The organism is Thioalkalivibrio sp. ALMg13-2 (genome assembly GCF_000381185.1).
Taxonomy (GTDB): Bacteria; Pseudomonadota; Gammaproteobacteria; order Ectothiorhodospirales; family Ectothiorhodospiraceae; genus Thioalkalivibrio; species Thioalkalivibrio versutus.
The window spans coordinates 31,234-53,549 of the sequence record NZ_KB906113.1; the positions used below are offsets into that span (position 1 = coordinate 31,234).

Annotated in this window: 19 protein-coding genes; 6 read left to right on the forward strand and 13 right to left on the reverse strand. The window is 66.2% G+C overall.

Annotated features, from left to right (window positions below; translation table 11 throughout):
- Positions 1-29: 29 nt before the first annotated feature.
- Positions 30-926: an HDOD domain-containing protein gene (locus F618_RS0109900; RefSeq protein WP_019568463.1), complete on the reverse strand. Its 897-nt coding sequence runs from the start codon at positions 924-926 to the stop codon at positions 30-32.
- Positions 927-1,120: 194 nt separating this feature from the next.
- Between F618_RS0109900 and F618_RS0109905 the strand changes: the two genes are divergently transcribed.
- Positions 1,121-1,915, forward strand: coding sequence for a dienelactone hydrolase family protein (locus tag F618_RS0109905; protein WP_019568464.1), 795 nt, complete (start codon positions 1,121-1,123; stop codon positions 1,913-1,915).
- A 51-nt stretch (positions 1,916-1,966) separates the two neighbouring features.
- Here F618_RS0109905 and F618_RS0109910 read toward each other — a convergent pair whose 3' ends face one another.
- The 5 genes from F618_RS0109910 to metH form a co-directional block, all read right to left on the reverse strand.
- Positions 1,967-3,340 (reverse strand): response regulator, encoded by a 1,374-nt coding sequence (locus F618_RS0109910; RefSeq protein ID WP_019568465.1) that lies wholly within the window; start codon positions 3,338-3,340, stop codon positions 1,967-1,969.
- 214 nt (positions 3,341-3,554) lie between these two features.
- Positions 3,555-5,108, reverse strand: coding sequence for a bifunctional GNAT family N-acetyltransferase/carbon-nitrogen hydrolase family protein (locus tag F618_RS0109915; RefSeq protein ID WP_018938302.1), 1,554 nt, complete (start codon positions 5,106-5,108; stop codon positions 3,555-3,557).
- A gap of 57 nt (positions 5,109-5,165) precedes the next feature.
- Positions 5,166-5,489, reverse strand: coding sequence for a hypothetical protein (locus F618_RS0109920; protein WP_018938303.1), 324 nt, complete (start codon positions 5,487-5,489; stop codon positions 5,166-5,168).
- On the reverse strand, positions 5,486-5,878 hold the full coding sequence (locus F618_RS0109925) for a PH domain-containing protein (protein ID WP_018938304.1): 393 nt from the start codon (positions 5,876-5,878) through the stop codon (positions 5,486-5,488). Before F618_RS0109925 ends, F618_RS0109920 begins: the two co-directional genes overlap by 4 nt.
- Positions 5,879-6,016: 138 nt before the next feature.
- Positions 6,017-9,808 carry a methionine synthase gene (metH, locus tag F618_RS0109930; protein ID WP_019568466.1) on the reverse strand — a complete coding sequence of 1,264 codons (3,792 nt, stop codon included), beginning with the start codon at positions 9,806-9,808 and terminating at the stop codon, positions 6,017-6,019.
- A 155-nt stretch (positions 9,809-9,963) separates the two neighbouring features.
- On the opposite strand from metH, the gene F618_RS0109935 reads away from it, so the two are divergent.
- Positions 9,964-10,698 (forward strand): arginyltransferase, encoded by a 735-nt coding sequence (locus F618_RS0109935; RefSeq protein WP_019568467.1) that lies wholly within the window; start codon positions 9,964-9,966, stop codon positions 10,696-10,698.
- A 28-nt stretch (positions 10,699-10,726) separates the two neighbouring features.
- On the opposite strand, the gene F618_RS0109940 is transcribed toward F618_RS0109935, so the two are convergent.
- Both F618_RS0109940 and F618_RS0109945 read right to left on the reverse strand, forming a co-directional pair.
- Complete coding sequence (locus F618_RS0109940; RefSeq protein WP_018938307.1) at positions 10,727-11,575, reverse strand: methyltransferase domain-containing protein; 849 nt, start codon at positions 11,573-11,575, stop codon at positions 10,727-10,729.
- Positions 11,572-12,390, reverse strand: a complete 819-nt coding sequence (locus F618_RS0109945) for a class I SAM-dependent methyltransferase (RefSeq protein WP_018169217.1) — start codon at positions 12,388-12,390, stop codon at positions 11,572-11,574. The genes F618_RS0109940 and F618_RS0109945 overlap by 4 nt, the downstream gene beginning before the upstream one ends.
- A 492-nt stretch (positions 12,391-12,882) precedes the next feature.
- Between F618_RS0109945 and purH the strand changes: the two genes are divergently transcribed.
- The 3 genes from purH to F618_RS0109960 are packed head-to-tail and all read left to right on the forward strand — an operon-like array spanning position 12,883 to position 18,281.
- Complete coding sequence (purH, locus tag F618_RS0109950; RefSeq protein WP_019568468.1) at positions 12,883-14,448, forward strand: bifunctional phosphoribosylaminoimidazolecarboxamide formyltransferase/IMP cyclohydrolase; 1,566 nt, start codon at positions 12,883-12,885, stop codon at positions 14,446-14,448.
- A 13-nt stretch (positions 14,449-14,461) separates the two neighbouring features.
- Complete coding sequence (purD, locus tag F618_RS0109955) at positions 14,462-15,751, forward strand: phosphoribosylamine--glycine ligase (protein WP_019568469.1); 1,290 nt, start codon at positions 14,462-14,464, stop codon at positions 15,749-15,751.
- A 43-nt stretch (positions 15,752-15,794) separates the two neighbouring features.
- Entirely contained in the window at positions 15,795-18,281 is a 2,487-nt protein-coding gene (locus F618_RS0109960) for a glycogen/starch/alpha-glucan phosphorylase (RefSeq protein WP_019568470.1), read from the forward strand.
- A 15-nt stretch (positions 18,282-18,296) separates the two neighbouring features.
- Here F618_RS0109960 and cysQ read toward each other — a convergent pair whose 3' ends face one another.
- The 3 genes from cysQ to F618_RS0109975 all read right to left on the reverse strand — a co-directional run bounded on the left by cysQ (position 18,297) and on the right by F618_RS0109975 (position 20,625).
- On the reverse strand, positions 18,297-19,130 hold the full coding sequence (cysQ, locus tag F618_RS0109965) for a 3'(2'),5'-bisphosphate nucleotidase CysQ (RefSeq protein ID WP_018938311.1): 834 nt from the start codon (positions 19,128-19,130) through the stop codon (positions 18,297-18,299).
- Between the two features lie 51 nt (positions 19,131-19,181).
- Entirely contained in the window at positions 19,182-19,727 is a 546-nt protein-coding gene (nudE, locus tag F618_RS0109970) for an ADP compounds hydrolase NudE (protein WP_018144738.1), read from the reverse strand.
- 193 nt (positions 19,728-19,920) lie between these two features.
- Entirely contained in the window at positions 19,921-20,625 is a 705-nt protein-coding gene (locus F618_RS0109975) for a hypothetical protein (RefSeq protein WP_018939197.1), read from the reverse strand.
- 41 nt (positions 20,626-20,666) lie between these two features.
- Here F618_RS0109975 and F618_RS0109980 point away from each other — a divergent pair, with 41 nt between their 5' ends.
- Complete coding sequence (locus tag F618_RS0109980; protein WP_019568471.1) at positions 20,667-21,404, forward strand: HAD family hydrolase; 738 nt, start codon at positions 20,667-20,669, stop codon at positions 21,402-21,404.
- Here the strand turns inward: F618_RS0109980 and F618_RS0109985 are convergent.
- The gene (locus F618_RS0109985) at positions 21,397-21,636 is read right to left on the reverse strand and encodes a hypothetical protein (RefSeq protein WP_018144741.1); all 240 of its coding nucleotides are present in this window, start codon (positions 21,634-21,636) and stop codon (positions 21,397-21,399) included. The two genes, F618_RS0109980 and F618_RS0109985, sit on opposite strands and share 8 nt — an antisense overlap.
- Positions 21,633-22,274: a 7-cyano-7-deazaguanine synthase gene (locus tag F618_RS0109990; protein WP_018176310.1), complete on the reverse strand. Its 642-nt coding sequence runs from the start codon at positions 22,272-22,274 to the stop codon at positions 21,633-21,635. The genes F618_RS0109985 and F618_RS0109990 overlap by 4 nt, the downstream gene beginning before the upstream one ends.
- Positions 22,275-22,316: the final 42 nt, after the last annotated feature.

The window sequence follows — 22,316 nt, forward strand, 5'->3', positions numbered from 1 at the left end:
AGCGCCAGCCTCAAGTTCACGGCGAGCAGTCATGGCCGCGGCTCCCCCTCGTGCGCCGGATCGCAAAGGTCCTGCACCGCCAGCACCTCGTGCTGGGCCTCCTCCACTGCGGCGAGCAAGACCTCGGGGGCCAGGTGCAGGGCGTCCCACACCGCCGGATCTACCGGGGGTGCATCCGCCCAGTCGCGCGAATCGATCTCGGCGAGATGGGCACCGGTGTTGGCCAGATGCACCAGCATCACGGCGGTGCGATTGCGCTCCGGCGCCTGCAGCGGCTGATGGTGACCGGCGAGGCAGTCGACCAGGAGTTCCGGCAGACCCCAGTGCGCGGCCAGGGCCCCACCCAGCTGCGCATGATCGAAGCCCAGTTGCGCGCGCTCCGCGCCCTGCGGGCTCAGGCCGTCGCCAACATCCAGACTGGAGAGGAAGGCCCGGTGGGCCGATTCCGGCGACTGCGAGAACAACAACAGCTTGCCAAGATCATGCAGCAGGCCAGCCAGGAAGATCCCGCTGGCCTGGCGCGGCGACACGCGCATCGCCAGTTGCCGCGCGATCACCGCGCAGTAGGCCGAATGGCGCCAGAACACCTCCAGCGGCAGGCGTTCCTGATCGGGGATGCTGGCCGTGGCGCGGGTGATCGCGCTCGCCACGACCAGACGCTGCAGGGCATCGCGACCCAGCATGGCAATCGCGCGGTCCACCGAGTCAACCGGACGCGCCGGGGCATAGGCAGGGCTGTTGGCGATGCGCAGGACCAGGGCCACCAGGCCGGGATCGCGTCCCAGGCTGCTGGCGATCCTGGCAGCCGTGGCGTCGTCGTCCTCCAGCAGGCGCGCAACCTCGAACACCACCTGTGGCATGGCCAGAAGCTTGTCAGCCGACTGGACGCGGGCCTCAAGGGAATCGTTGGCGGATCGGTCGGACATGGATGGATCCTCTTGCCGAGGCGGAACGGGGATCGCTGCGCCTCACTCGTCCTGTTTCGAGGCCACCTCGCGCACGTGGCCCCGACCTCTCTACTGTAGCCGCTGTCCCCTTCGTTGTAACCCGGCCGGGCCCGAACCATACTCGCAGGCCCGGGTCGAAAATACGACGCTTCGTCCACCAAGGAGGTGCCCATATGTTTAGCAAGTCCGCATTTGCGCCGCTGGCCGTTTTGCTCGCCGGCCTGCTCCCCGGCATGGCCCTGGCCGGCATCCAGACCGAAGAGATCGCCTACGACCATGACGGCGACGAGATGACCGGCTATCTGGCCCATCCCGAAGGCGACGGGCCACACCCGGCGGTCCTGGTCATTCACGAATGGTGGGGCCACAACGACTACGCCCGCGACCGTGCCGAGCAGCTGGCCCGCGAGGGCTACACCGCCTTCGCCCTGGATATGTACGGCAGCGGCAAGCTGGCCGATCACCCGTCTACCGCCGGCGAGTTCGCCGGGGAAATCCGCGAGAATCGCGACCTGATGCTGGGCCGCTTCCAGGCCGCCTACGACTGGCTGCGCGCGCATGATGCCAGCGCGGATGCGGCGCCCTCCGCAGTCGGCTACTGCTTCGGCGGCACCGTGGCCCTCGAGGCCGCGCGCGCAGGGATGGACCTGAACGTGGCGGCGAGCTTCCACGGCGGCCTGGCAACCGAGCACCCGGCCGAGGTCGGCAAGGTGTCGGCCGAACTGCTGTCCTTCACCGGTACCGCAGACCCGATGATCCCGCCGGAGCAGGTCGCCGGTTTCCAGAAGGAGATGCAGGAGGCCGAAGTACGCTACACCGTGGTGGAATTCTCCAGTGTGAAGCACAGCTTCACCAATCCGGGGGCCGATGCCATTGCCGAGGAGTTCGGCATGCCGGTCGGCTATGACGCGCGCGCCGACCACGATTCCTGGAACCACCTGCTGGGTGTCCTCCGCGATCGGCACTAAACCCGATGTACGGCGGGCACTGCCAGGTGCCCGCCCCTTTCACGCGGCGCCTCAGGTCCCGCGCAGGTAGATCGCCACCCCCAGGACCACGATCACCGCCAGCACCCCGACAAACGCCAGCCGGAACCAGCGACGCCCCGCCAGACGTGCGGGTCGCGCGTGTTTCGCATCGGACAGGGGCGCCCGCAGGCTGTCCTCCGGCTCCGCCTTGACCGGTTCACCCCGACTCGGCTCGCTCGCCGGCTCCGCCGCAGCGGTGGTGCTGTGGCCGGTCAGGGCATGTTCCAGATCACGGATCCGGCCACGCAGGTCCTGGTTGCGTTGCTGGGCCTCCGCCAGTTCCCGCTCGCGGGCCACCAGGCGGTCACCCAGATCCGAAGCCGAATCCTGGCTATCCGAACAGCGCTGCTCGGCCTCGGCCTGGGCCTTCTCGGCCGCCGCGGCGCGCTCGCACTGCTGGTTGCGCTCACGGCGCAGGCGTTCGGCCTCGCCCCGCGCCACCTTCAGCTCCGTCTGCTGCTCCTCGCGCTGACGCTCCAGGTCGACGAGCTCGTGGTCCAGGCGGACATTCTCGCTCTCGAGCTCGCGCACCCGGCTACGCAGTTGTTCGGTCTCGTGGTCGGGCTCGGTCGACTCCGGGGGACCCTCAGCCTCGAGTTCTTCCACGCGCACACGCAAGGCCGCAAGCTCCTCCTCGCGGGCTGCGGCCTGTTCCGCTGCGGCCACGACCTCGTCGTCCCGCGCCCGCGCCTCGGCCAGCGCCGTCTCGGCCTCCTCCAAACGCCCCTGCAGAGTCTCGATCTCGCGATCCCGCTCTTCCGCGCGCTGGAATGCCGCCGTGGACTCGTCGCGGGCCTCGCCCAGGGCGTTGCGCAGACGCTCCAGCTCTTTCTGCGCCTCGCGCTCATTGGAGGATTGTTGCCGCAGCATCAACTCGCGGCGCAGGCGCTCGACCTCGTCGCGCAACGCCTGGTTCTCGGCGGAGTCGGGGGCCCCTCCGGGGGCCGCCGGCTCGGGGACCGGCGGCGGTGGCAGGAGTTCGGCCACGACCTCGCGCACGCGGGTGGGAACAAACGGCTTCATCAGGACGGCATTGGCCCCCAGTGAACGCCATTCGTCGCTGGCCGCCTCGTCGCTCTCCTGACCGGTCACGATCACCACCGGGAGGTCCGAGGGGAGGTCATCGACGCCATCACGAATACGCAGCAGGAGATCCTGGCCGTCGATGCCCGGCATCGAGAGATCGGTCAGCACCAGCCCGATATCGGGATACTGCTGAAGCAGTTCCAGTGCCTGTTCGCCGTCGGCCGCCTCGTAGACGGTGTTCTGACCCTGCAGGATACGTTGCAACGCAACCCGGATGACCTTGGAGTCATCCACCACGAGGATCGCGGCGCGTTTTGGGTCCGGTATCTGATCGCTCATGCTTCCCCCTGACTGACATCCGGCCGCCTGACAGCGGCACGGCCGCCGACCACGCTGTACCCCCCAGTGGCCGAACATCCCTAGACTCGCAAGACTACGGGCCCCCGCGTCCGGATGCCAGTGGGGTCGCCGGGGCAACCGGACGCGGTTCACACTTTCTCGCTCCGGGCGATCGGCCCGCGGAGCGTCGTGCGCGACCACCGCTCCGTGTTTGCTACACGGGCTTCGACTTCCACTTGACCGAGTAGAGGTCGCGCCGACGATCACGCAGGTTGCGCACCGAGCCGTGATTGCGCAGCTCCTTCAGGTTGTCGAGGTCGAGATCCACGATCAGGGTCATCTCGGTGTTGGGGGTCGCCTCCGCGGCCACCGCGTCGTGCGGGAAGGCAAAATCGGACGGGGTGAACACCGCAGCCTGGGAGTACTGCATGTCCATGTTCTCGACCTTGGGCAGGTTGCCCACCGAGCCGGACATGACCACGTAGCACTCGTTCTCGATCGCGCGGGCCTGGGCGCAGCGCCGTACCCGGAGATAGGCATTCTTGGTGTCGGTCCAGTAGGGCACGAACAGGATCTGCAGGCCGTGATCGGCCATCACCCGCGGCAGTTCGGGGAACTCCACGTCGTAGCAGATCAGGATGCCGATCTTGCCGAAGTCGGTATCGAAGACATGCACCTCGTCGCCGCCCTGCAGTCCCCAGTAGGACACCTCGTCCGGGGTCACGTGGATCTTGTACTGGCGGTCCCAGGTGCCATCGCGACGGCACAGATAGGAGACATTGCGCAGGACATCATCCGTGTACTCGGGCATCGAGCCGGCCACGATGTTGATGTTGTAGGCGAGCGCCAGGCGCACCATCTCCTCGCGGACCGCCTCGGTGTACTCGGCCAGGCGGCGCACGGCCTCGGCCGGGTAGTCCTGGTTGAAGGCCCCCATCAGCGGGCCGTTGAAGAATTCCGGGAACAGCACGCAGTCCGAGCGATAGCCGGAAACCGCATCGACGAAATACTCCACCTGCTGGAACAGGGAGTCCAGGTCCACCGTCGGGCGCATCTGCCACTGGACGACGCCGATGCGCACGTCCGAGCGGCTGCCGCCGATCAGCTTTTCCTTCTCCTCGTAGTAGATGTTCAGCCACTCGATCAGCGTCGCGTAGGCCCCGGACTTCTCGTCGTCCGGCAGGTAGTTGGTGATGATCTTGCGGACGTGAAAGTCGTTCGCCAGCTGGAAGGTCAGGATCGGGTCGATGATCTCGTGGTTCTTCACCCGGCGTACGTACTGCTGCGGCGTCAGCTCGTCGCGGTACTGCTCGTAGCCGGGGATACGCCCACCGGCGACGATCGCCCGCAGGTTCAGCTTCTCGCACAACTCCTTGCGCGCGTCGTACAGGCGCCGGCCCAGACGCAGCCCGCGATAGTCCGGATGCACGAAGATGTCCACCCCATAGAGCGTGTCGCCGTCCGGGTCGTGGGTAGTCAGGAAGCCATTCCCGGTGATCTGCCAGTAATTGTGCTGATCGCCGAAGCGCTTGTATTCGACGATCAGGCTGATCGCCGCGGCGACCACCTTGCCGTTGTCCTCGATACAGATCTGCCCCTCGGGGAAGCGCATCACCTGGGAGCGGAACTGCGCCTCGCTCCAGGCACCGTCGAGGTCGTGATAGACCCGCTCCATGATCTCGCGGATGTCCTCGTAGTCCTCGACCCGCGTCGGACGCAGGGTCAGATGGTGCTGGGGGTTCGACTCGTTGTCCGCGTCAGTGGTCACGCTTGGGGGCTCCGGGGTTGAGACAGAGTGGCAGGATGCACGGGGAGCGGGCGTGGATCAAAAGATCCAGGCCAGCATCAACCAGAAAAACACAAAGAACAGAAAAAAACCGGGGATCATGAACTGCAGTTCCCCGATCAGGCCCTCGCCGGCGGCCAGGGCGAATACGATCGACACCAGCACCGAGACGATGGCCGCGACCAGGGCCGCGTTCTTCAGGCCCATACCATCATCGAAGGTGAGCGCGACCCAGTCCGACAGCCCCGGCAGGGACACCGCTGCCGCCAGCACCAGCAAAGCCACCAGCAACGCGGCCAGCGCCGAGGTGCCGAGCAGGATGCGCAGCGCCAGACGGCTGTCCCGCCGGTCCGCACGGCTCATGCCACGCCCTCGCGACGGCCTCGCACATATTCGCGCACCCGGTTGGGGTCCGGGATGCCGTTAACCCGGAATTCCGGATTGTCCCCGGTGGTGTACACCGCGATGCGGCCCACGCGGAAGATGCGGTCGAAGAAACTCTGATCCACCTTCACCGTGCGGATCTGACCGATGTCGAGGTCCACATGCGACTTCGACAGCAGGCCCCGTTCCAGATGCACCTGATCGGCGTCGATGCGCAGGCGTACCGAGCGCGTCTGGAGGTACCACCACAACAGGATCAGCAAGCCGAGGCCGAAGGCCGGGATCAGTAACACGCTAAGGATGAAGCCGAACGGATGATTGCGGAACATCGCCGGTCGAGCGTCGATCGCGGGTTCACGAGCGGACATGCGCGGACTCCAGTTGGGGACAAGCCCGTCCAGTTTGGCGCGGCACCCCAAACAAAGCGAGCCCCGCACGGGGCGGGGCTCGCAGTTTTCCGGGCACAAGGGCCTGTCGGCCAGCCCACCCGGGGCAGGATCGCGAAGTTACGCGGTCCGGGCGTCGCGCTCGGCCTTGGCTTCCGCCTTGGCCTCGTCGCTGTCGTCGTATCCGAGGTTCGGCGCGAGCCACCGCTCGGCCTCCTCGAACGACATGCCCTTGCGCTTGGCGTAGTCCTCGACCTGGTCGCGGTTGACCTTGCCGAGACCGAAGTAGCGCGATTCCGGATGCGCGAAGTACCAGCCGGAGACGGCCGAGACCGGCAGCATGGCGAAGCTCTCGGTGAGCGTCATGTCAGCGTGCTCTTCCGGCTGCAGCATCTCCCACAGGGTCGCCTTCTCGGTGTGCTCCGGGCAGGCCGGGTAGCCGGGCGCCGGACGAATACCCTGGTACTTCTCCTCGATCAGGTCCTCGTTCTCCAGCGACTCGTCGGGGACATAGCCCCAGTATTCGCGGCGCACATGGTAGTGCATGCACTCGGCAAAGGCCTCGGCCAGACGGTCCGCCAGGCTCTTCACGAGGATGGCGTGATAGTCGTCGTTGGCCTTTTCGTATTCCTTGGCCTTGGCGTCGACATCACCACCGGCGCTGACCGCGAAGGCCCCGATGTAGTCCGGACCACCGGCTTCCTTGGGCATCACGAAATCGGCCAATGAATGGCTCGGCTGCCCGCGACGCTTCTCGGTCTGCTGACGCAGGTGGTGCAGCTTCTTCAGGACCTTGGAGCGGCTATCGTCGGTGTACACCTCGATGTCGTCGTCATCAACGGTGTTCGCCGGGAAGAAGCCGACCACGCCACGGCAGGTGACCCACTTTTCGTCGATCATCCGCTTCAGCATGTCCTTGCCATCCTTGAACAGCTTGCGCGCCTCTTCGCCGACCTTCTCGTCATCCAGGATGCGCGGGTAGGCGGCGTGCAGCTGCCAGGAGTGGAAGAACGGCGTCCAGTCGATGTATTTGGCGACCTCGTTGAGATCGTAATCATCGAAGCGCAGCAGTACGGTGCCGTCGCCATGCGGGTGCAGCACCTTCGGCTGCCCCGGCAGTTCGTCAGTTTCCAGCGCCTTCGGTTTCGGCGGCGTGTAGTCGGACCAGTCGATTGTCGGCTTGTTGGCGCGCGCCTTGTCGAGCGTGACCCATTGGGTCTTCTTCTTGCGCCCGGCGTTCTGCACGCGCAGCTTCTCGTACTCCTCGCGGACGTCGGCGGCGTACTTCTCGCGCAGCTCGGGGCTGATCAGACTCTGGGCCACGCCCACGGCACGCGAGGCGTCCTTCACCCAGACCACCGGACCGGAATAGTTCGGCTCGATCTTCACCGCGGTGTGGGCGCGCGAGGTCGTCGCGCCGCCGATCATCAGCGGGGTCTTCATGCCTTCACGTTCGAGGTCGGCGGCGAAGTTGGCCATCTCCTCCAGCGAGGGCGTGATCAGGCCGGACAGGCCAATGACGTCGACGTCATGCTCCTTGGCCGCCTTCAGGATATCGGCCCCCGGCTGCATCACGCCGATGTCGATCACCTCGAAGTTGTTGCACTGCAACACCACGCCCACGATGTTCTTGCCGATGTCGTGGACGTCGCCCTTCACCGTGGCCATCAGGATCCGGCCGTTGTTCTCGGTGCCGGTCTTCTCGGCCTCGATGTACGGGATCAGGTGGGCCACGGCCTTCTTCATGACACGCGCGGACTTGACCACCTGCGGCAGGAACATCTTGCCCTCGCCGAACAGGTCGCCGACCACGTTCATGCCGTCCATCAGCGGCCCCTCGATCACCTGGATCGGGCGGTCATAGGCCTGGCGCGCCTCTTCGGTGTCGTCGACCACGTAGGTGTCGATGCCCTTGACCAGGGAGTGCTCGAGGCGCTTGGAGACCTCCCATTCGCGCCACTCGAGATTCTCTTCCTTCTTGCCGCCGCCCTGGCCCTTGTACTCCTCGGACAGTTCGAGCAGCCGGTCCGTCGCGTCATCGCGACGGTTCAGGACCACGTCCTCGACCGCTTCCTTCAGCTTCGGATCGATGTCGTCGTACACCGCCAGCTGACCGGCGTTGACGATACCCATGTCCATGCCCGCCTTGATGGCGTGGTACAGGAATACGGCGTGGATCGCCTCGCGCACCGGCTCGTTGCCACGGAACGAGAACGACACGTTGGACACGCCGCCGGAGACCAGTGCGTGCGGCAGGTCGTTCTTGATGCGACGGGTGGCCTCGATGAAGTCCACGCCATAGTTGTTGTGCTCCTCGATGCCGGTCGCGACCGCGAAGATGTTCGGGTCGAAGATGATGTCCTCGGCCGGGAAGCCGACCTTCTCGGTCAGCAGCTTGTAGGCCCGGGTACAGATCTCGACACGACGCTGTTCGTCATCCGCCTGGCCGTCCTCGTCGAAGGCCATGACCACGATCGAGGCGCCATAGCGGCGGCACAGCTGGGCCTGCTTGATGAAGTTTTCCTCGCCTTCCTTCATGGAGATCGAGTTGACCACCGGCTTGCCCTGCACGCACTTCAGGCCCGCTTCGATGATCTCGAACTTGGAGGAGTCGATCATCACCGGGACGCGGGCGATATCGGGCTCGCCGGCCAGGAGGTTGAGGAAGCGGACCATTGCCTCCTGCGACTCCAGCATGCCCTCGTCCATGTTGATGTCGATGATCTGGGCGCCACCCTCGACCTGATTCAGCGCGACTTCCAGCGCGACGTCGAATTCCTCGTTCTGGATCAGGCGCAGGAACTTGCGCGACCCGGTCACGTTGGTGCGCTCGCCGACGTTCACGAACAGCGAATCGTCGGTGATGTTGCACGGTTCCAGACCGGACAGGCGGCAGGCCGGCTCGACCTCCGGCACCTTGCGCGGGGGATGCTTCTCGACCGCCTCGCGCATGGCCCGGATGTGCTCGGGCAGCGTGCCGCAGCAGCCGCCGATGATGTTCAGAAGACCCGATTCGGCCCAGGGTCCGACGTCCTCGGCCATCTGTTCCGGGCTCTCGTCGTAATCACCAAACTCGTTCGGCAGACCGGCATTCGGGTGCGCGGAGACAAAGGTATCGGCGATGCGCGACAGGTCGGCCACGTACTGGCGCATTTCCTTGGCACCCAGCGCACAGTTCAGCCCGATCGAGACCGGGTTGGCGTGACGCACGGAGTTCCAGAACGCCTCGGTGGTCTGGCCGGACAGGGTACGGCCGGAGGCGTCGGTAATGGTGCCGGAGATCATGATCGGGAGTTCCTTCCCGAGCTCGTCTTCCAGCGTCTTCACCGCGAAGATCGCGGCCTTGGCGTTCAGGGTGTCGAACACGGTCTCGATCAGCAGCAGGTCCACGCCGCCCTCGACCAGGGCCTCGGCCGCTTCCTTGTAGGAGTCGACCAGGGTGTCGAAATCGACGTTGCGCGCGCCGGGATCGTTCACGTCCGGGGAGATCGACGCGGTGCGGTTGGTCGGGCCGAGGATGCCGGCGACGTAGCGCGGCTTGTCCGGGGTCTTCTCGGTCCACGCGTCGGCCGCCTTGCGCGCGAGCTTCGCGGATTCGCGGTTCAGCTCGGGGACGAGGTCCTCCATGTGGTAGTCCGCCATCGCGATGCGGGTACCGTTGAAGGTGTTGGCCTCGATGATGTCGGCACCGGCTTCGAGGTAGTCGTTGTGGATCTGCTCGATGATGTCCGGACGCGTGAGGGACAACAGGTCGTTGTTGCCTTTCAGGTCGGACTTCCAGTCCTTGAAGCGCTCGCCGCGGTAGTCGGCCTCCTCCAGCTTGTACAGCTGGATGGTGGTACCCATACCGCCGTCCAGGATCAGGATGCGCTCTTTCAGCGCGTTCTCGATGTCTTTGCGTGTTGCCGTCATGTGCCGTACACCATTGGTTTCGAATGGGATAAGTGTACACGCCGGGGTTCCATCCCGTGCGTGGAGCCCACCCTGGTGGCAGGCCCTTTAGTGTCTCGTGGCGGCCCCGGATGCGGCCTGGTTGCGCCCGTGAGCAGAACTGTCACGATAGCGCCATGCAGGAACATCCGATCCGCTGGTTCATCACTGCCCCGCAGGCCTGCCCCTATCTGGACGACCGCGAGATGCAGAGTCTGCTGGTCGACCCCGCGGTCAGCCTGGGCGGCGCGCGCTTCGGCCAGCTACTGGCCGAGGGCTTTCGCCGCAGCGGTCAGTTTGTCTATCGGCATCACTGCCCCGAGTGCGCGGCCTGCGTGCCCGTACGCATCCCGGTTGCGGCCTTCCGCCCGAACCGGAGCCAGCGCCGCTGCCTGGATCGCAACCGCGATCTCGCGGTGACGATCCGCCGGCCGCCGGAACAGCCCGGGACATCGCCCGCCGCCGATCTCGACGAGCACATGCCGCTGTTCTCGCGCTACCAGACCGCCCGTCACACGGGCGGTGGCATGGAACAGATGGGACGCGAGGAATACGCGGGAATGCTCGCCCACCGCAACGGCCCAGTGGATCTGATCGAATTCCGCCAGGCCGACACGCTGGTCGCGGTGGCCGTCACCGATCGCACCCCCCAGGGGTTGTCGGCGATGTACAGCTTCTTCGATCCGGATCAGCCGCGCCGCGGCCTGGGCACCCTCGCAATCCTGACCCAGGTGGCGCATGCGCACCGCCTGGGTCTGCCCCATGTCTACCTCGGCTACTGGATCGACCAGGCGCCGAAGATGGAATACAAGACCCGGTTCCAACCGCTCGAAGGCCGCATGGACGGGGTCTGGAGGCGGCTGCCCGCCTGACGGCGGCCAGCCACCCCTCGCGCGCGGCCTAGCGGGCCGGCTTGCGGAAGCGGAAGATGCCCCAGGTCAGGTAGCCCGAGTTGCCGCCATCGACCCAGTGCTGCAGGCCCTGCTTCATGCGGTCGATGTAGTCCTGCGAGATGTAGTTTTTCAACTCGTCCTCGCGGGACTCGAGCTCCTGCTTCACGCGACCGTAATGGGTCGAGATCTGGCTGGAGTGTTCCTCGAAGCTGACCTCTTCCAGGCCGGCCGCCTTGGCCGCCTCGCGGTACAGCGCCGGGCTCGCCAGCGAATCCAGGTGGATACGGGCCAGAATCGGGTCCAGCACGCCATCCGGGCAATCGTCGGTCTGCATCGGATCGGTGAAGATCAGCCAGCCACCCGGCTTCAGGACGCGCGCGGCCTCCTGGATCACCTTTTTCTTTGCCTCGTTCTGGCTGTGCAGGAAGGAGTCCTCGGACCAGACAACGTCATAGGACGCGTCCGGCTCGTCGACCTTCTCGAAGGAGCCATCGACCACGGTGATCTTGTCGTCGAGGTGGCGCGCCTTGTTGATCTCGCGATCGCGCTCGTTTTCCTTCTCGGACAGGTTCAGCGCGGTGACGTCGCAACCGTAGTTTTCCACCAGGTAGCGGGCGACACCGCCGTAGCCGGCGCCCATGTCGAGCACGCGCCATTCCGGCTGCGGCTCGCCCAGGAGGTCGGACATGTGCGCGACCGTGCGACGGCTGGCGTCGCCGATCGGCTCGTCCTTGTACTCGTACAGCCCGATATGGAGGTCTTCACCGCCCCACACCATCTTGTAGAAGGTGTCGGCGTCCTCGCTGTTGTAGTAGTCGCGAGCGGTTTCGACTACGTCGGAGTAGTTCTCGCTCATCGTTCCTCGCCCTCGATATAACGCTTGTCGGCCACGTGGATGAAGAAGTCCGGATCACTCTCGCGATAGGTCTCCTGGAAGTCCCCGTAGGTCTCGATCTTCTGGAAACCGACCTCGCGCATCAGGCGGCGGACATAGGCCTTGCGCAGCGGGAACATGTTCAGGAAGTACTCGGAACCATCCGGGAACTTGTACTGGAAGCGCGCCAGGCCTTCGTCAACGTGGGCCGGCTGCACCTGGACGTTGTCGCCGCAGTAGTAGTAGGTGTGCTTGGACGAGTAACCGTGGTCCATGATGGTGTCGTAGTTGCGCTGGTCGAGGATCAGCACGCCATCGTGGTTCAGGGCGGAGTAGAACTCGGCCAGGGCCTTGCGGCGGTCGTGTTCATTGAACAGGTGGGTAAACGAGTTACCCAGGCAGACGACGGCGTCGTAGCGGCCGTAGATGTCGCGATTCAGCATGCGCCAGTCGGCCTGCACGGTGCGCAGGATGTGACCCCGCTTGCGACCATTCTCGAAGGCCTTGACGAGCATCTCGGGGGCGCCGTCGGCGGTCACCACGTCAAAGCCCGCTTCGCGCAACTGTACGGAATGGAAGCCGGTGCCGGCGGCGACGTCGAGCACGCGCTTGGCGCCGCGCTTCTTCAGTTCTTCGATGAAGAAGGTGCCTTCGCTCTTGGCGCGGTTGTCCCAGTCGATCAGGTCATCCCACTTGTCGACGAAGCCGGTGGTGTACTCGTTGAGATAATTCTCGGTATCGCGACGTTCGGTCGGCTTCTCGCCGAAGTCCTGATCATTCTTGATATTCGCTGCCATGCTGGTTCCTCTTGGCTTTGCTGCTGTTGTAAGCGTGACTGGACCGGCCTCTGGGCCGATCCGTCGGCACAACACCCCGCAAACGCAGTAAACCGCGACCTCCGCATCACACGGCGGTCTCGCCAGCAGCCCGATCGAGCCAGGCGGGTGCCGCCCGGTGTTCGGGTATCAATGCGCCGGGTGCGTTGTTCGCAGCACCCGACACCGGCCTGGCCGGTTCTTCCTGCACATCCGGAGGGCAATCGGTACCCGGATGCCGAGCCGTGGTCTGGCGGGCCCATCCCGCCTGGCTCGGGGATCGTTTACGGCGCCGCGCGATGCGTCTGAACGCGGGCGTTGTGTCCGAAATCGTTTTTATACCCTGAAGGTTTTGCGCAAAAATTACAAGCTGAGGGCCCGTCTGGCGACCTCGGCTTCGCGACGCCGAACGCCGATCCATCCGGGCCGCGCGTTCGATATAATGGTCGTTTTGCAGCGATCCCGAGGTCCCGCATGACCCCCAGCCGCCCTATCCAGCGCGCCCTTTTGTCGGTCTCCGAAAAGACCGGCGTCGTGGAGCTCGCCCGCGCCCTGCATGAACGCGGCGTCGAGCTTCTGTCCACCGGCGGGACCGCCCGCCTGCTGGCCGAAAACAACCTTCCGGTAATCGAGGTTTCCGCGCACACGGGCTTCCCCGAGATCATGGATGGCCGAGTCAAGACCTTGCACCCGCGCATCCACGGCGGGCTGCTCGGCCGGCGCGACATCGACTCCGCGGTGATGGCTGAGCAGGACATCCCGCCGATCGACCTGCTGGTGGTGAACCTCTATCCCTTCGAGGCGACGGTGGCCCGTCCCGGCTGCAGCCTGGAAGACGCCATCGAGAACATCGACATTGGCGGCCCGGCGATGCTGCGCGCCGCGGCCAAGAACTACCGCGACGTGGCCGTGGCCACCAGGCCCGACCAGTACAGCGAGATCGCCGCGGCCATCGGCGACCATGGCGAGGTGCCGCAGTCGCTGCGCTTCCGCCTGGCGGTCGCGGCCTTCGATCACGTAGCGCGCTACGATGCCGCAATCAGCAACTACCTCTCGGCCCTCGACGAGGATGGCGAAGCGGCTCCGTTTCCGGGACAGCTGAACGCCAGCTTCGAACGCGTCGAGACCCTGCGCTACGGCGAGAATCCGCACCAGCGCGCCGCGTTCTATCGTGATCCACAGCCTGCACCCGGCACCCTGGCCAGCTACCGCCAGCACCAGGGCAAGGCACTCTCTTACAACAACCTGGCCGACGCCGATGCCGCCTGGGAATGCGTGCGCCAGTTCGAGGCCGGGGCCTGCGTGATCGTCAAGCACGCCAATCCCTGCGGTGTGGCCGTCGCCCCGACCCAGCTGATGGCCTACGAACGCGCCTTCCAGACCGACCCGACCTCGGCCTTCGGCGGCATCATTGCCTTCAACCGCCCGCTGGACGGCGACACCGCGCATGCGATCGTCAGCCGCCAGTTCGTCGAGGTGGTCATCGCCCCCGAGATCACCTCGGGCGCGCTGCGCGCCCTGGCCACCAAGAAGAATGTTCGCGTGCTGGAGATCCCGCCGGCGGGTGTCGGTCCCGGCCTCGACTACAAGCGCATCGGCGGCGGGCTCCTGGTACAGGATGCCGATCGCGGCAGCCTGGCCGATGTGGAGCTGAAGACCGTGACCGCGCGCGCGCCCTCCGAACAGGAGATGAAGGACCTCTGCTTCGCCTGGCAGGTGGGCAAGTACGTGAAGTCCAACGCGATCGTCTACGCCCGCGACGAACAGACCATCGGGGTCGGTGCCGGGCAGATGAGCCGGGTGTATTCCGCGCGCATCGCCGGCATCAAGGCCGCCGACGAGGGCCTGCAGGTGGCCGGCTCGGTGATGGCCTCGGACGCCTTCTTCCCGTTCCGCGACGGCATCGATGCCGCCGCCGAGGCCGGCATCACTGCGGTGATCCAGCCGGGCGGCTCGATGCGCGACCAGGAGGTGATCGACGCCGCCAACGAGCACGACATCGCCATGCTGTTCACCGGCATGCGCCACTTCCGCCACTGATCCGGGGCCTCTCATGAACGTACTGGTAATCGGCAACGGCGGACGCGAACACGCCCTGGCGTGGAAGCTGGCGCAGTCCCCGCGCATCGAGCGCGTCCTGGTGGCCCCCGGGAACGCCGGGACCGCGCGCGAGGCAAAGTGCGAGAACGTCGAGATCGGCGTCACCGACATCGACGCGCTACTGGCCCTGGCCGAGCGCGAGGCAGTGGCCTTTACGGTCGTCGGCCCGGAGGCCCCGCTAGTCGCCGGTGTAGTGGATGCGTTCCGCGCCGCCGGCCGGCGCTGCTTCGGCCCCACCGCGAAGGCGGCGCAGCTAGAGGGCTCGAAGAGCTTCGCCAAGGACTTCATGCAACGCCACGGCATCCCGACCGCCGCCTACGGCAGCTTCGAGGACGAGACCGCAGCGCTTGAGTTCATCGCCACCCACGGCGCACCCATCGTGGTCAAGGCCGACGGCCTGGCCGCCGGCAAGGGCGTCATCCTGGCGCAGACCGAAGACGAGGCGCGCGCCGCAGTACACGACATGCTGGCCGGCAATGCCTTTGGCGAGGCCGGGAACCGGGTGGTCATCGAGGAATTCCTGCGCGGCGAGGAGGCCAGCTTTATCTGCATGGTGGATGGCGAGCATGTCCTGCCGCTGGCCTCCTCGCAGGACCACAAGGCGCGCGACAACGGCGACCGGGGCCCCAACACCGGCGGGATGGGGGCCTACTCGCCCGCCCCGGTGGTGACAAATGCCCTGCACGAGCGCATCCTGCGCGAGGTTATCGAGCCGACCGTGCAGGGCATGGCCGCCGATGGCGAACGCTACACCGGCTTTCTCTATGCCGGCGTGATGGTCGACGCCACAGGCAACCCGAAGGTGCTGGAGTTCAACTGCCGCTTCGGCGACCCCGAGACCCAGCCGATCCTGAGCCGCCTGGACTCCGACCTCGGCGAACTGGTCGAGGCCGCGCTGGAAGGCCGCCTGGACCAGGTCCGGGCCGAGTGGGATGCGCGCGTGGCGCTGGGCGTGGTCCTAGCCGCTGGCGGTTACCCCGGAACCTACCGCAAGGGCGACGCCATCACCGGCCTGGAGGCCGTGGAACGCGATCCCGATGCCCACGTGTTCCACGCCGGGACCGCACAGGGCGAAGACGGAACGATCGTCACCGCCGGGGGCCGTGTGCTGTGCGTGGTCGGCCTCGGCGAGGACGTGAAGGCCGCGCAGAAAAAGGCCTACGCAGCCGTACAACAGATTCATTTCGACGATATATACTGCCGAACAGATATCGGCTATCGCGCCGTCGCCCGGGAGGGATAACCCCGGGCAACGGCGCGTCTACCCCCTCCTGGAGAACCACCCGATGGCCGCCCCCGAAGTCACGCACCTGCCCAACCTCCCCAACGACGCGGAGGGCCTGCGGCAATCGATCCGCGATGCCGTGGTCCGCGTGGTGGGGGAAGACCCGCGCGAAGCCACCGAACGCGACTGGATGGAAGCACTCGCCTTCGCCATCCGTGAACGCATGGTGGAGCGGCGCCTGTTGACCCGCCGGCAATTCGCCGACGAGGACGTCAAGCGCGTCTACTACCTGTCGCTGGAATACCTGATCGGGCGCATGCTCGAGGCCAACCTGCGCAACATGGGCATCCTCGAGCCGGCACGCCAGGCGATGGCGGACCTCGGCGTGGACCTGGATACCATCCTCGACCTGGAAGACGACGCCGCCCTCGGCAATGGCGGCCTCGGGCGCCTGGCCGCCTGCATCCTCGAGTCGCTGGCGACCCAGGGCTACCCCGGCTACGGCTACGGCATCCGCTATGAATTCGGAATGTTCCGGCAGGAGTTCGAGCCCTACCAACAGGTCGAGCACCCGGACAACTGGCTGCGCTACGGCAACCCCTGGGAATTCCCGCGCTCGGATCGCAAATTCCCGATCCACTTCTACGGCTACGTGGTCGAGCATCATGACCCCGACGGCTCCACCCGTTACACCTGGGAGGACGGCGAGGAAGTCCTGGCCATGGCCTACGACTACCCGACGGCGGGCTACGGCCGGCGCAACGTGAACAATCTGCGGCTGTGGGCGGCCAAGGCCACCCGCGACTTCGACCTGCGCTACTTCAACGAGGGCGATTACATCCGCGCCGTCTCGGACAAGGCCGAGTCGGAGACCATCTCGATGGTTCTGTACCCCAACGACACCACGGCGGTCGGCAAGGAACTGCGGCTGAAACAGGAGTATTTCTTCGTCTCCGCTTCGCTGCAGGACATCCTGGAGCGCCATCTGGCACTCGGCTACAGCCTCGATGAAGTGCCCGACAAGATTGCGATCCAGCTCAACGACACCCACCCGGCGATCGCCGTGGCGGAACTGATGCGCCTGCTGGTGGACCACCATGAACAGTCCTGGGACCATGCCTGGGACCTGAGCCGGCGCACCTTCGCCTACACCAACCACACCCTGATGCCCGAGGCCCTCGAGACCTGGCAGGTGGAGTTGATGGAGCGCGTTCTGCCACGGCACATGGGGATCATCTACCGTATCAACCAGGATTTCCTGGAAGAGGTCCGTCACCGCTATCCCGGGGACAACGACCGCCTGACCCGGCTGTCCATCATCGACGAGGACCATGGCCGCCGCGTGCGCATGGCCCACCTGGCCGTGGTCGGCTCGCACCACGTCAACGGCGTGGCCGCGCTGCATACCCAGCTGTTGCAGGAGACCCTGTTCGAGGACTTCTACGCCCTGTGGCCGGAACGCTTCGTCAATGTCACCAACGGCGTGACCCCGCGCCTGTGGATGATCCAGTCCAACCCCGCGCTCACCGAACTGCTGGGCCAGCGCATCGGCAACGACTGGCAGTACAACCTGGACCGTCTGCGCGCGCTGGAGCCCTACGCCCAGGATCCCGAACTGCAAAAGGCGTTCATGGACGTGAAGCGCGCCAACAAGCAGCGCCTGACCGACCTGGTCCGCGAGCGCACCGGCGTGGAGTTGAACCCGGACGTGATGTTCGACGTGCAGATCAAGCGCATCCACGAATACAAGCGCCAGCTGCTGAAACTCCTGCACGTGGTGGATCTCTACCAGCGCATTCGCGCCGGCGAGGACGTCCCGCCGCGCGTGGTCCTGTTCGGCGGCAAGGCAGCACCCGGCTATGCCCGCGCCAAGGGCATCATCCAGGTGATCAACGAGGTGGCCGACATCGTGAACCACGATCCGGTCGTGGGCGACCGCCTGAAGTGCGTGTTCTTCCCCAACTACGAGGTCAGTTCCGCCAGCATCATCATCCCGGCGGCCGATGTCTCCGAACAGATTTCCACCGCCGGTTTCGAGGCCTCCGGCACCGGCAACATGAAGCTGGCGCTGAACGGCGCCCTGACCATCGGCACGCTGGACGGTGCCAACATCGAGATCCGCGACGCGGTGGGCGAGGAGTCCATCTTCATCTTCGGCATGACTGCCGACGAGGTGGTCGAGCATCGCCGCAGCGGCCCGAGCCCCGAGGCCATCCTGGCGCAGCAGCCCAACCTGGCCGCCGCGGTGGAGATGATCGAATCGGGGTTCTTTACCTGCGACGACCCGGGGACCCATGGCGACCTTGGGCGCTACCTGCGCCACGAGGACCCGTTCTTCGTCATCGCCGACTATCCGGCCTACGCCGCGGCCTGCGACCGGGCGGATGCCCTGTACGCCGACCGTACCGCATGGGCCGAGGCAGCCATCCTGAATGTCGCGCGCATGGGGTACTTCTCCATCGACCGCACGGTGCGCGACTACGCCGACCGGATCTGGGATATCACGCCGGAGCCGGTGGCCCCGTCGCGGACCAACGGCGCCGCCTGACACGGAGCGGGGGACTCAGGCGTCGGGAAGCCCCAGGCGGCGCAACCAGCCGTCGGGGTTGCCCGCGCACACCAGGAATTCGGGGTTCAGCAGGCTTTCGCGCGTGTTGTAACGCAGCTCCTGCCCGTGGAGATCCGTCACCCGTCCGCCTGCGGCCCGGACCACGGCGTGCGCCGCGCCGGTATCCCACTCGCTGGTGGGCCCCAGACGCGGATAGATGTCGGCAGCTCCCTCGGCCACCAGGCACAGCTTCATCGAGCTGCCCATGCTGACCAGGTCGTGGGGCCCCAGACGGTCCAGCGCGACCTTGAGTCGCTCCGCCCCGTGCGAACGGCTGCCCGCCACCAATGGGTGATCGGTGCCAATACGGTCGCGCGCCACTGCGATTTCCCACGGGGGCTGATCCTCGTCACGGCGAATGGCCACGCCATCGCGATGACCGGCGTACAGGCGCTTGAGCACCGGGCACCAGACGACGCCCAGCACCGGCTCGTGGTCGTGGATCAGGGCCACGTTCACGGTAAATTCGCCGCTGCGCTTGACGAACTCGCGGGTGCCGTCGAGGGGATCAATCAACCAGTAGGTCTGCCACTGGCGACGGCGCTCGAAGGGCACGTCCTGCCCCTCCTCCGACAACACGGGCCAGTCGGGGTCGATGTCGGCCAGCCCATGGGCAAGGATCCGGTGGGCAGCCAGATCGGCCTCGGTGAGCGGCGAATGATCGGCCTTTTCGGTGACCGCAAAGCGCGTCTCGTAGAGTTCGAGGATCGCGTGGCCGGCCTGGTCGGCCAGCGCAGCCACCTCGTGCATCAGGGCAGTAAGAGCCGAATCCTTCGGCGGAGCATGCATGGGGAACTCCCGTTTTCCCGGAACGTTCCGCCTAGCTTGGCAGGGTTGCGCTCAAGCGTCGAGGTAATCGCGCACCATGTACAGCGCGGCGATGGAGCGCGCCTCGGTCAGATCTTCCCGGGCGACCAGCTCGGTCAGCCGGTCCAGCGACCAGGGGACCACCTCGAGCGCCTCCGGCTCGTCGCCTTCCGCGGCCTGCGGATACAGATCCTCGGCCAGCACCAGATGGGTCTGGTGGGCCATGTAGCCGGGTGCCACGGTCAGCGCGCCCAGGTGGGTCAGGCGATGCCCGGCGTGGCCGACCTCCTCCATGATCTCGCGGTTGGCGGCAGTCAGGATGTCCTCGCCCGCCTCCATCCGCCCCTTGGGCAGACCCAGCTCGTAGCGGTGGGTGCCGGCGGCGTACTCGCGGATCAACAGGACGGTCCGGTCGGTCTGCACCGGGGCGATGATCACCGCCCCATGGCCGCGACTGACCAGACGCTCGAAGCAGGTGCGCGCGCCATTGCTGAATTCGAGATCCAGCTCCTCCACCTCGAACAGGCGGCTGCTGGCGACCGTACGGCGGCCCTGGACATCCGGCTTGTCTCGGCTCATGCGCCCTCCGGGAGACATGTAGGAAAACGCTGCTTAATGTACACGCTCGCGTTGGCACCTTAGGGGGTCCGCCGCCTTTTCGCGCGCACGGCGCCGCGGCTCACCTCTGCCGCACAGGGACTGCACGGCAGCGCCGCACCTTGGTTGCACGCAAACACGTCAAGCGCGAGCGGGTAAATGCGTCAGCGTTTCCCTAATGGCTGTTGCGTAGCCGCACCAGGGTACGCAGTTCGCCCTCGAACAGGGTGTCGAACATGAAGCCATGATCGGAGGTGACCACCTCGAACCCCTCCTGGTCGGCCGGATCGGTCTCCGCCAGACGCAGGTCAAGATCGCCCCAGCTCACGGCCATGGTGACGCGCATCGGGAAGTAGCCATCCAGGAAGCGGCGCACGAACGGGCCGTTCTCCAGGCGATAGACGCCGTCCCCCTCGTCTTCGACGATCTTCATGCGCGCGGTCACGCAGACCTCGGCGTCCCGCTGCACCCCGCGCAGGTCCACGCGATCGCCCTCGGCACGCGCGGATTCGATATTGCGGGTGGACTCGACCTGGAGCTCGTCGATTCTGGCTTCATTGTACACAATGACCATGCGCCGAATGGCCGCCACATCATTGTGACACTGGCGCAGATCGGCCCAGCCATCCTCCAGCGAGGACTGCGTGATGCGGATCTGGTTCTGGTGGTGATGCGGAGTCCGGTCCGGCTCCTCCAGCAGGAAGGTCAGCTCCGGACTGGTGGTCTGGGTCTGGTCCGGGGAGACCGTCTCGCCCCACAGGCTGTCGTCCTCCAGCGGGTCGTAGTCCGAGTCGCCGGGGTCCATTCCCTGCACGGCCAGCGGCAGCGCCATCAGCGCAAGGAGCAGGGGCGCGGGAAGGAACCGCGATTGGGGTACCATGGGGGCCATCGTCGTCACCCTCTTTCGTGTAGCCGTTAGCTGTGGACCTGCAAAACCCCGAAAAAAATCCGCGCCCGCCCGCGGCCCGCGCCGCGATCGCCTGGGATCGCATCGACACTGTGCTGTTCGACATGGACGGGACGCTGCTGGATCTGCACTTCGACAATCGCTTCTGGCGTGAACTGATCCCGCAGGAATACATCCGCTGCCAACCGGATGACCCGGAATGCGCGCGCCGCCGCCTGGAGGACGAGATGCAGCGGGTGCGCGGCAAGCTGGAGTGGTACTGCGTGGATCACTGGACCCGCTTTACCGGTCTGGACATCCTCGGCCTGAAACGCGAGCTGGCCCACCACATCGCCCTGAAACCGCATGCCGGTCAAGTCCTGGGTGCCCTGCAAAGGGCCGGGCGGCGGCGGGTGCTGGTCACCAACGCCCACCCGCAGGTCTACGCCTTCAAGCACCAGCTCACCCGCATTGGCGACCGCCTGGATACCATTGTCTCCGCCCACGACCTCGATTGCGCCAAGGAAGACGGCAGCTTCTGGGAACGCCTGCAGCGGGTCGCACCGTACGCTCCGGAACGTACGCTGCTGGTGGACGACAACCTGCTGGCGCTGGCCAGCGCCGCCGGAGTAGGGATCGCCCAACTGCGGGGGATGCGCTACCCGGACGAGCGCGGCGAGCCCATGCACTCGGAGGACTTCGAACTGCTGGAATCGCTCGCGGACCTGTTGCCCGGCCTGAGCGACCCGGGAGGCGTGGCGGCTGCTACTTGACCGGTGTCGGCAGGTTGCGGATCAAGTCCAGCCGGATCTGCACCGTACGGCCCTCGCATTCCCCGTCGAGCCAGTGGCACCCGTCCGCCTCGCGCACCTCGCGCGGGGTCACCTTGCCCCACCAGGCCTGGCTGGAATTGGGCTCGACCCAGTTCAGCTGCAGGGTCTCACCGGTAAGGATGGCGATCTCCAGACGCTCGGAGACATGACGGGGAATGGCGGGATCGGTCATCGGGGGGCTTCGCGGTAGTCGGTCGGGTCGGGGATGCCGGCCGCGGCGAACGCGGCACGCCGGGCCTGACACTGCGGGCAACGCCCGCACTGCCGCGATTGTGCCAGAAGGCAGCTCCAGGTGTGACGCCAATCGATCCCCAGCGGGTCGGTGGCGGCAATGATCTCGGCTTTGCTCCGGTCGATCAGCGGGGCCTCGACCTGCAGGCCGGGCACCAGACCTGCGGCCAGCTCCGAGACCTGCTGCACAAACCCCGGTTGCGAACCCGGACCATGCCCCTGATCCTCGCGGTTCAGCGCCAGCAGGATGCGTGCCGCGCCGTGGTGCTCGGCCAAGTTGACCGCCAGAGCCAGCACCAGCAGATTGCGCTGGGGCAGCGGCACGTGCCCGACCCAGTCGTTGCGGCGGGTGAAGGCCGTGCGCAGGGACTGGAGATCCAGCGCGATGGGGGCGCAACCGTAGACCGCCGACAGATGCTCCACCGCGGTCCATTCGCGCGCGGCATTGCGCTGGCCGTAGTCGACCCACACGGCACGCAACAAACGACCGGCGGCATGCTCCTGCGCCAACAAGGCGCTGCTCTCGATGCCGCCGGAGAGCAGAAGCAGATCGGGGGATTCGGGCCGGGCGGATTCCATTCGGGCACCATACCGCACAGCGCAAGACCACGGAGACCCTGA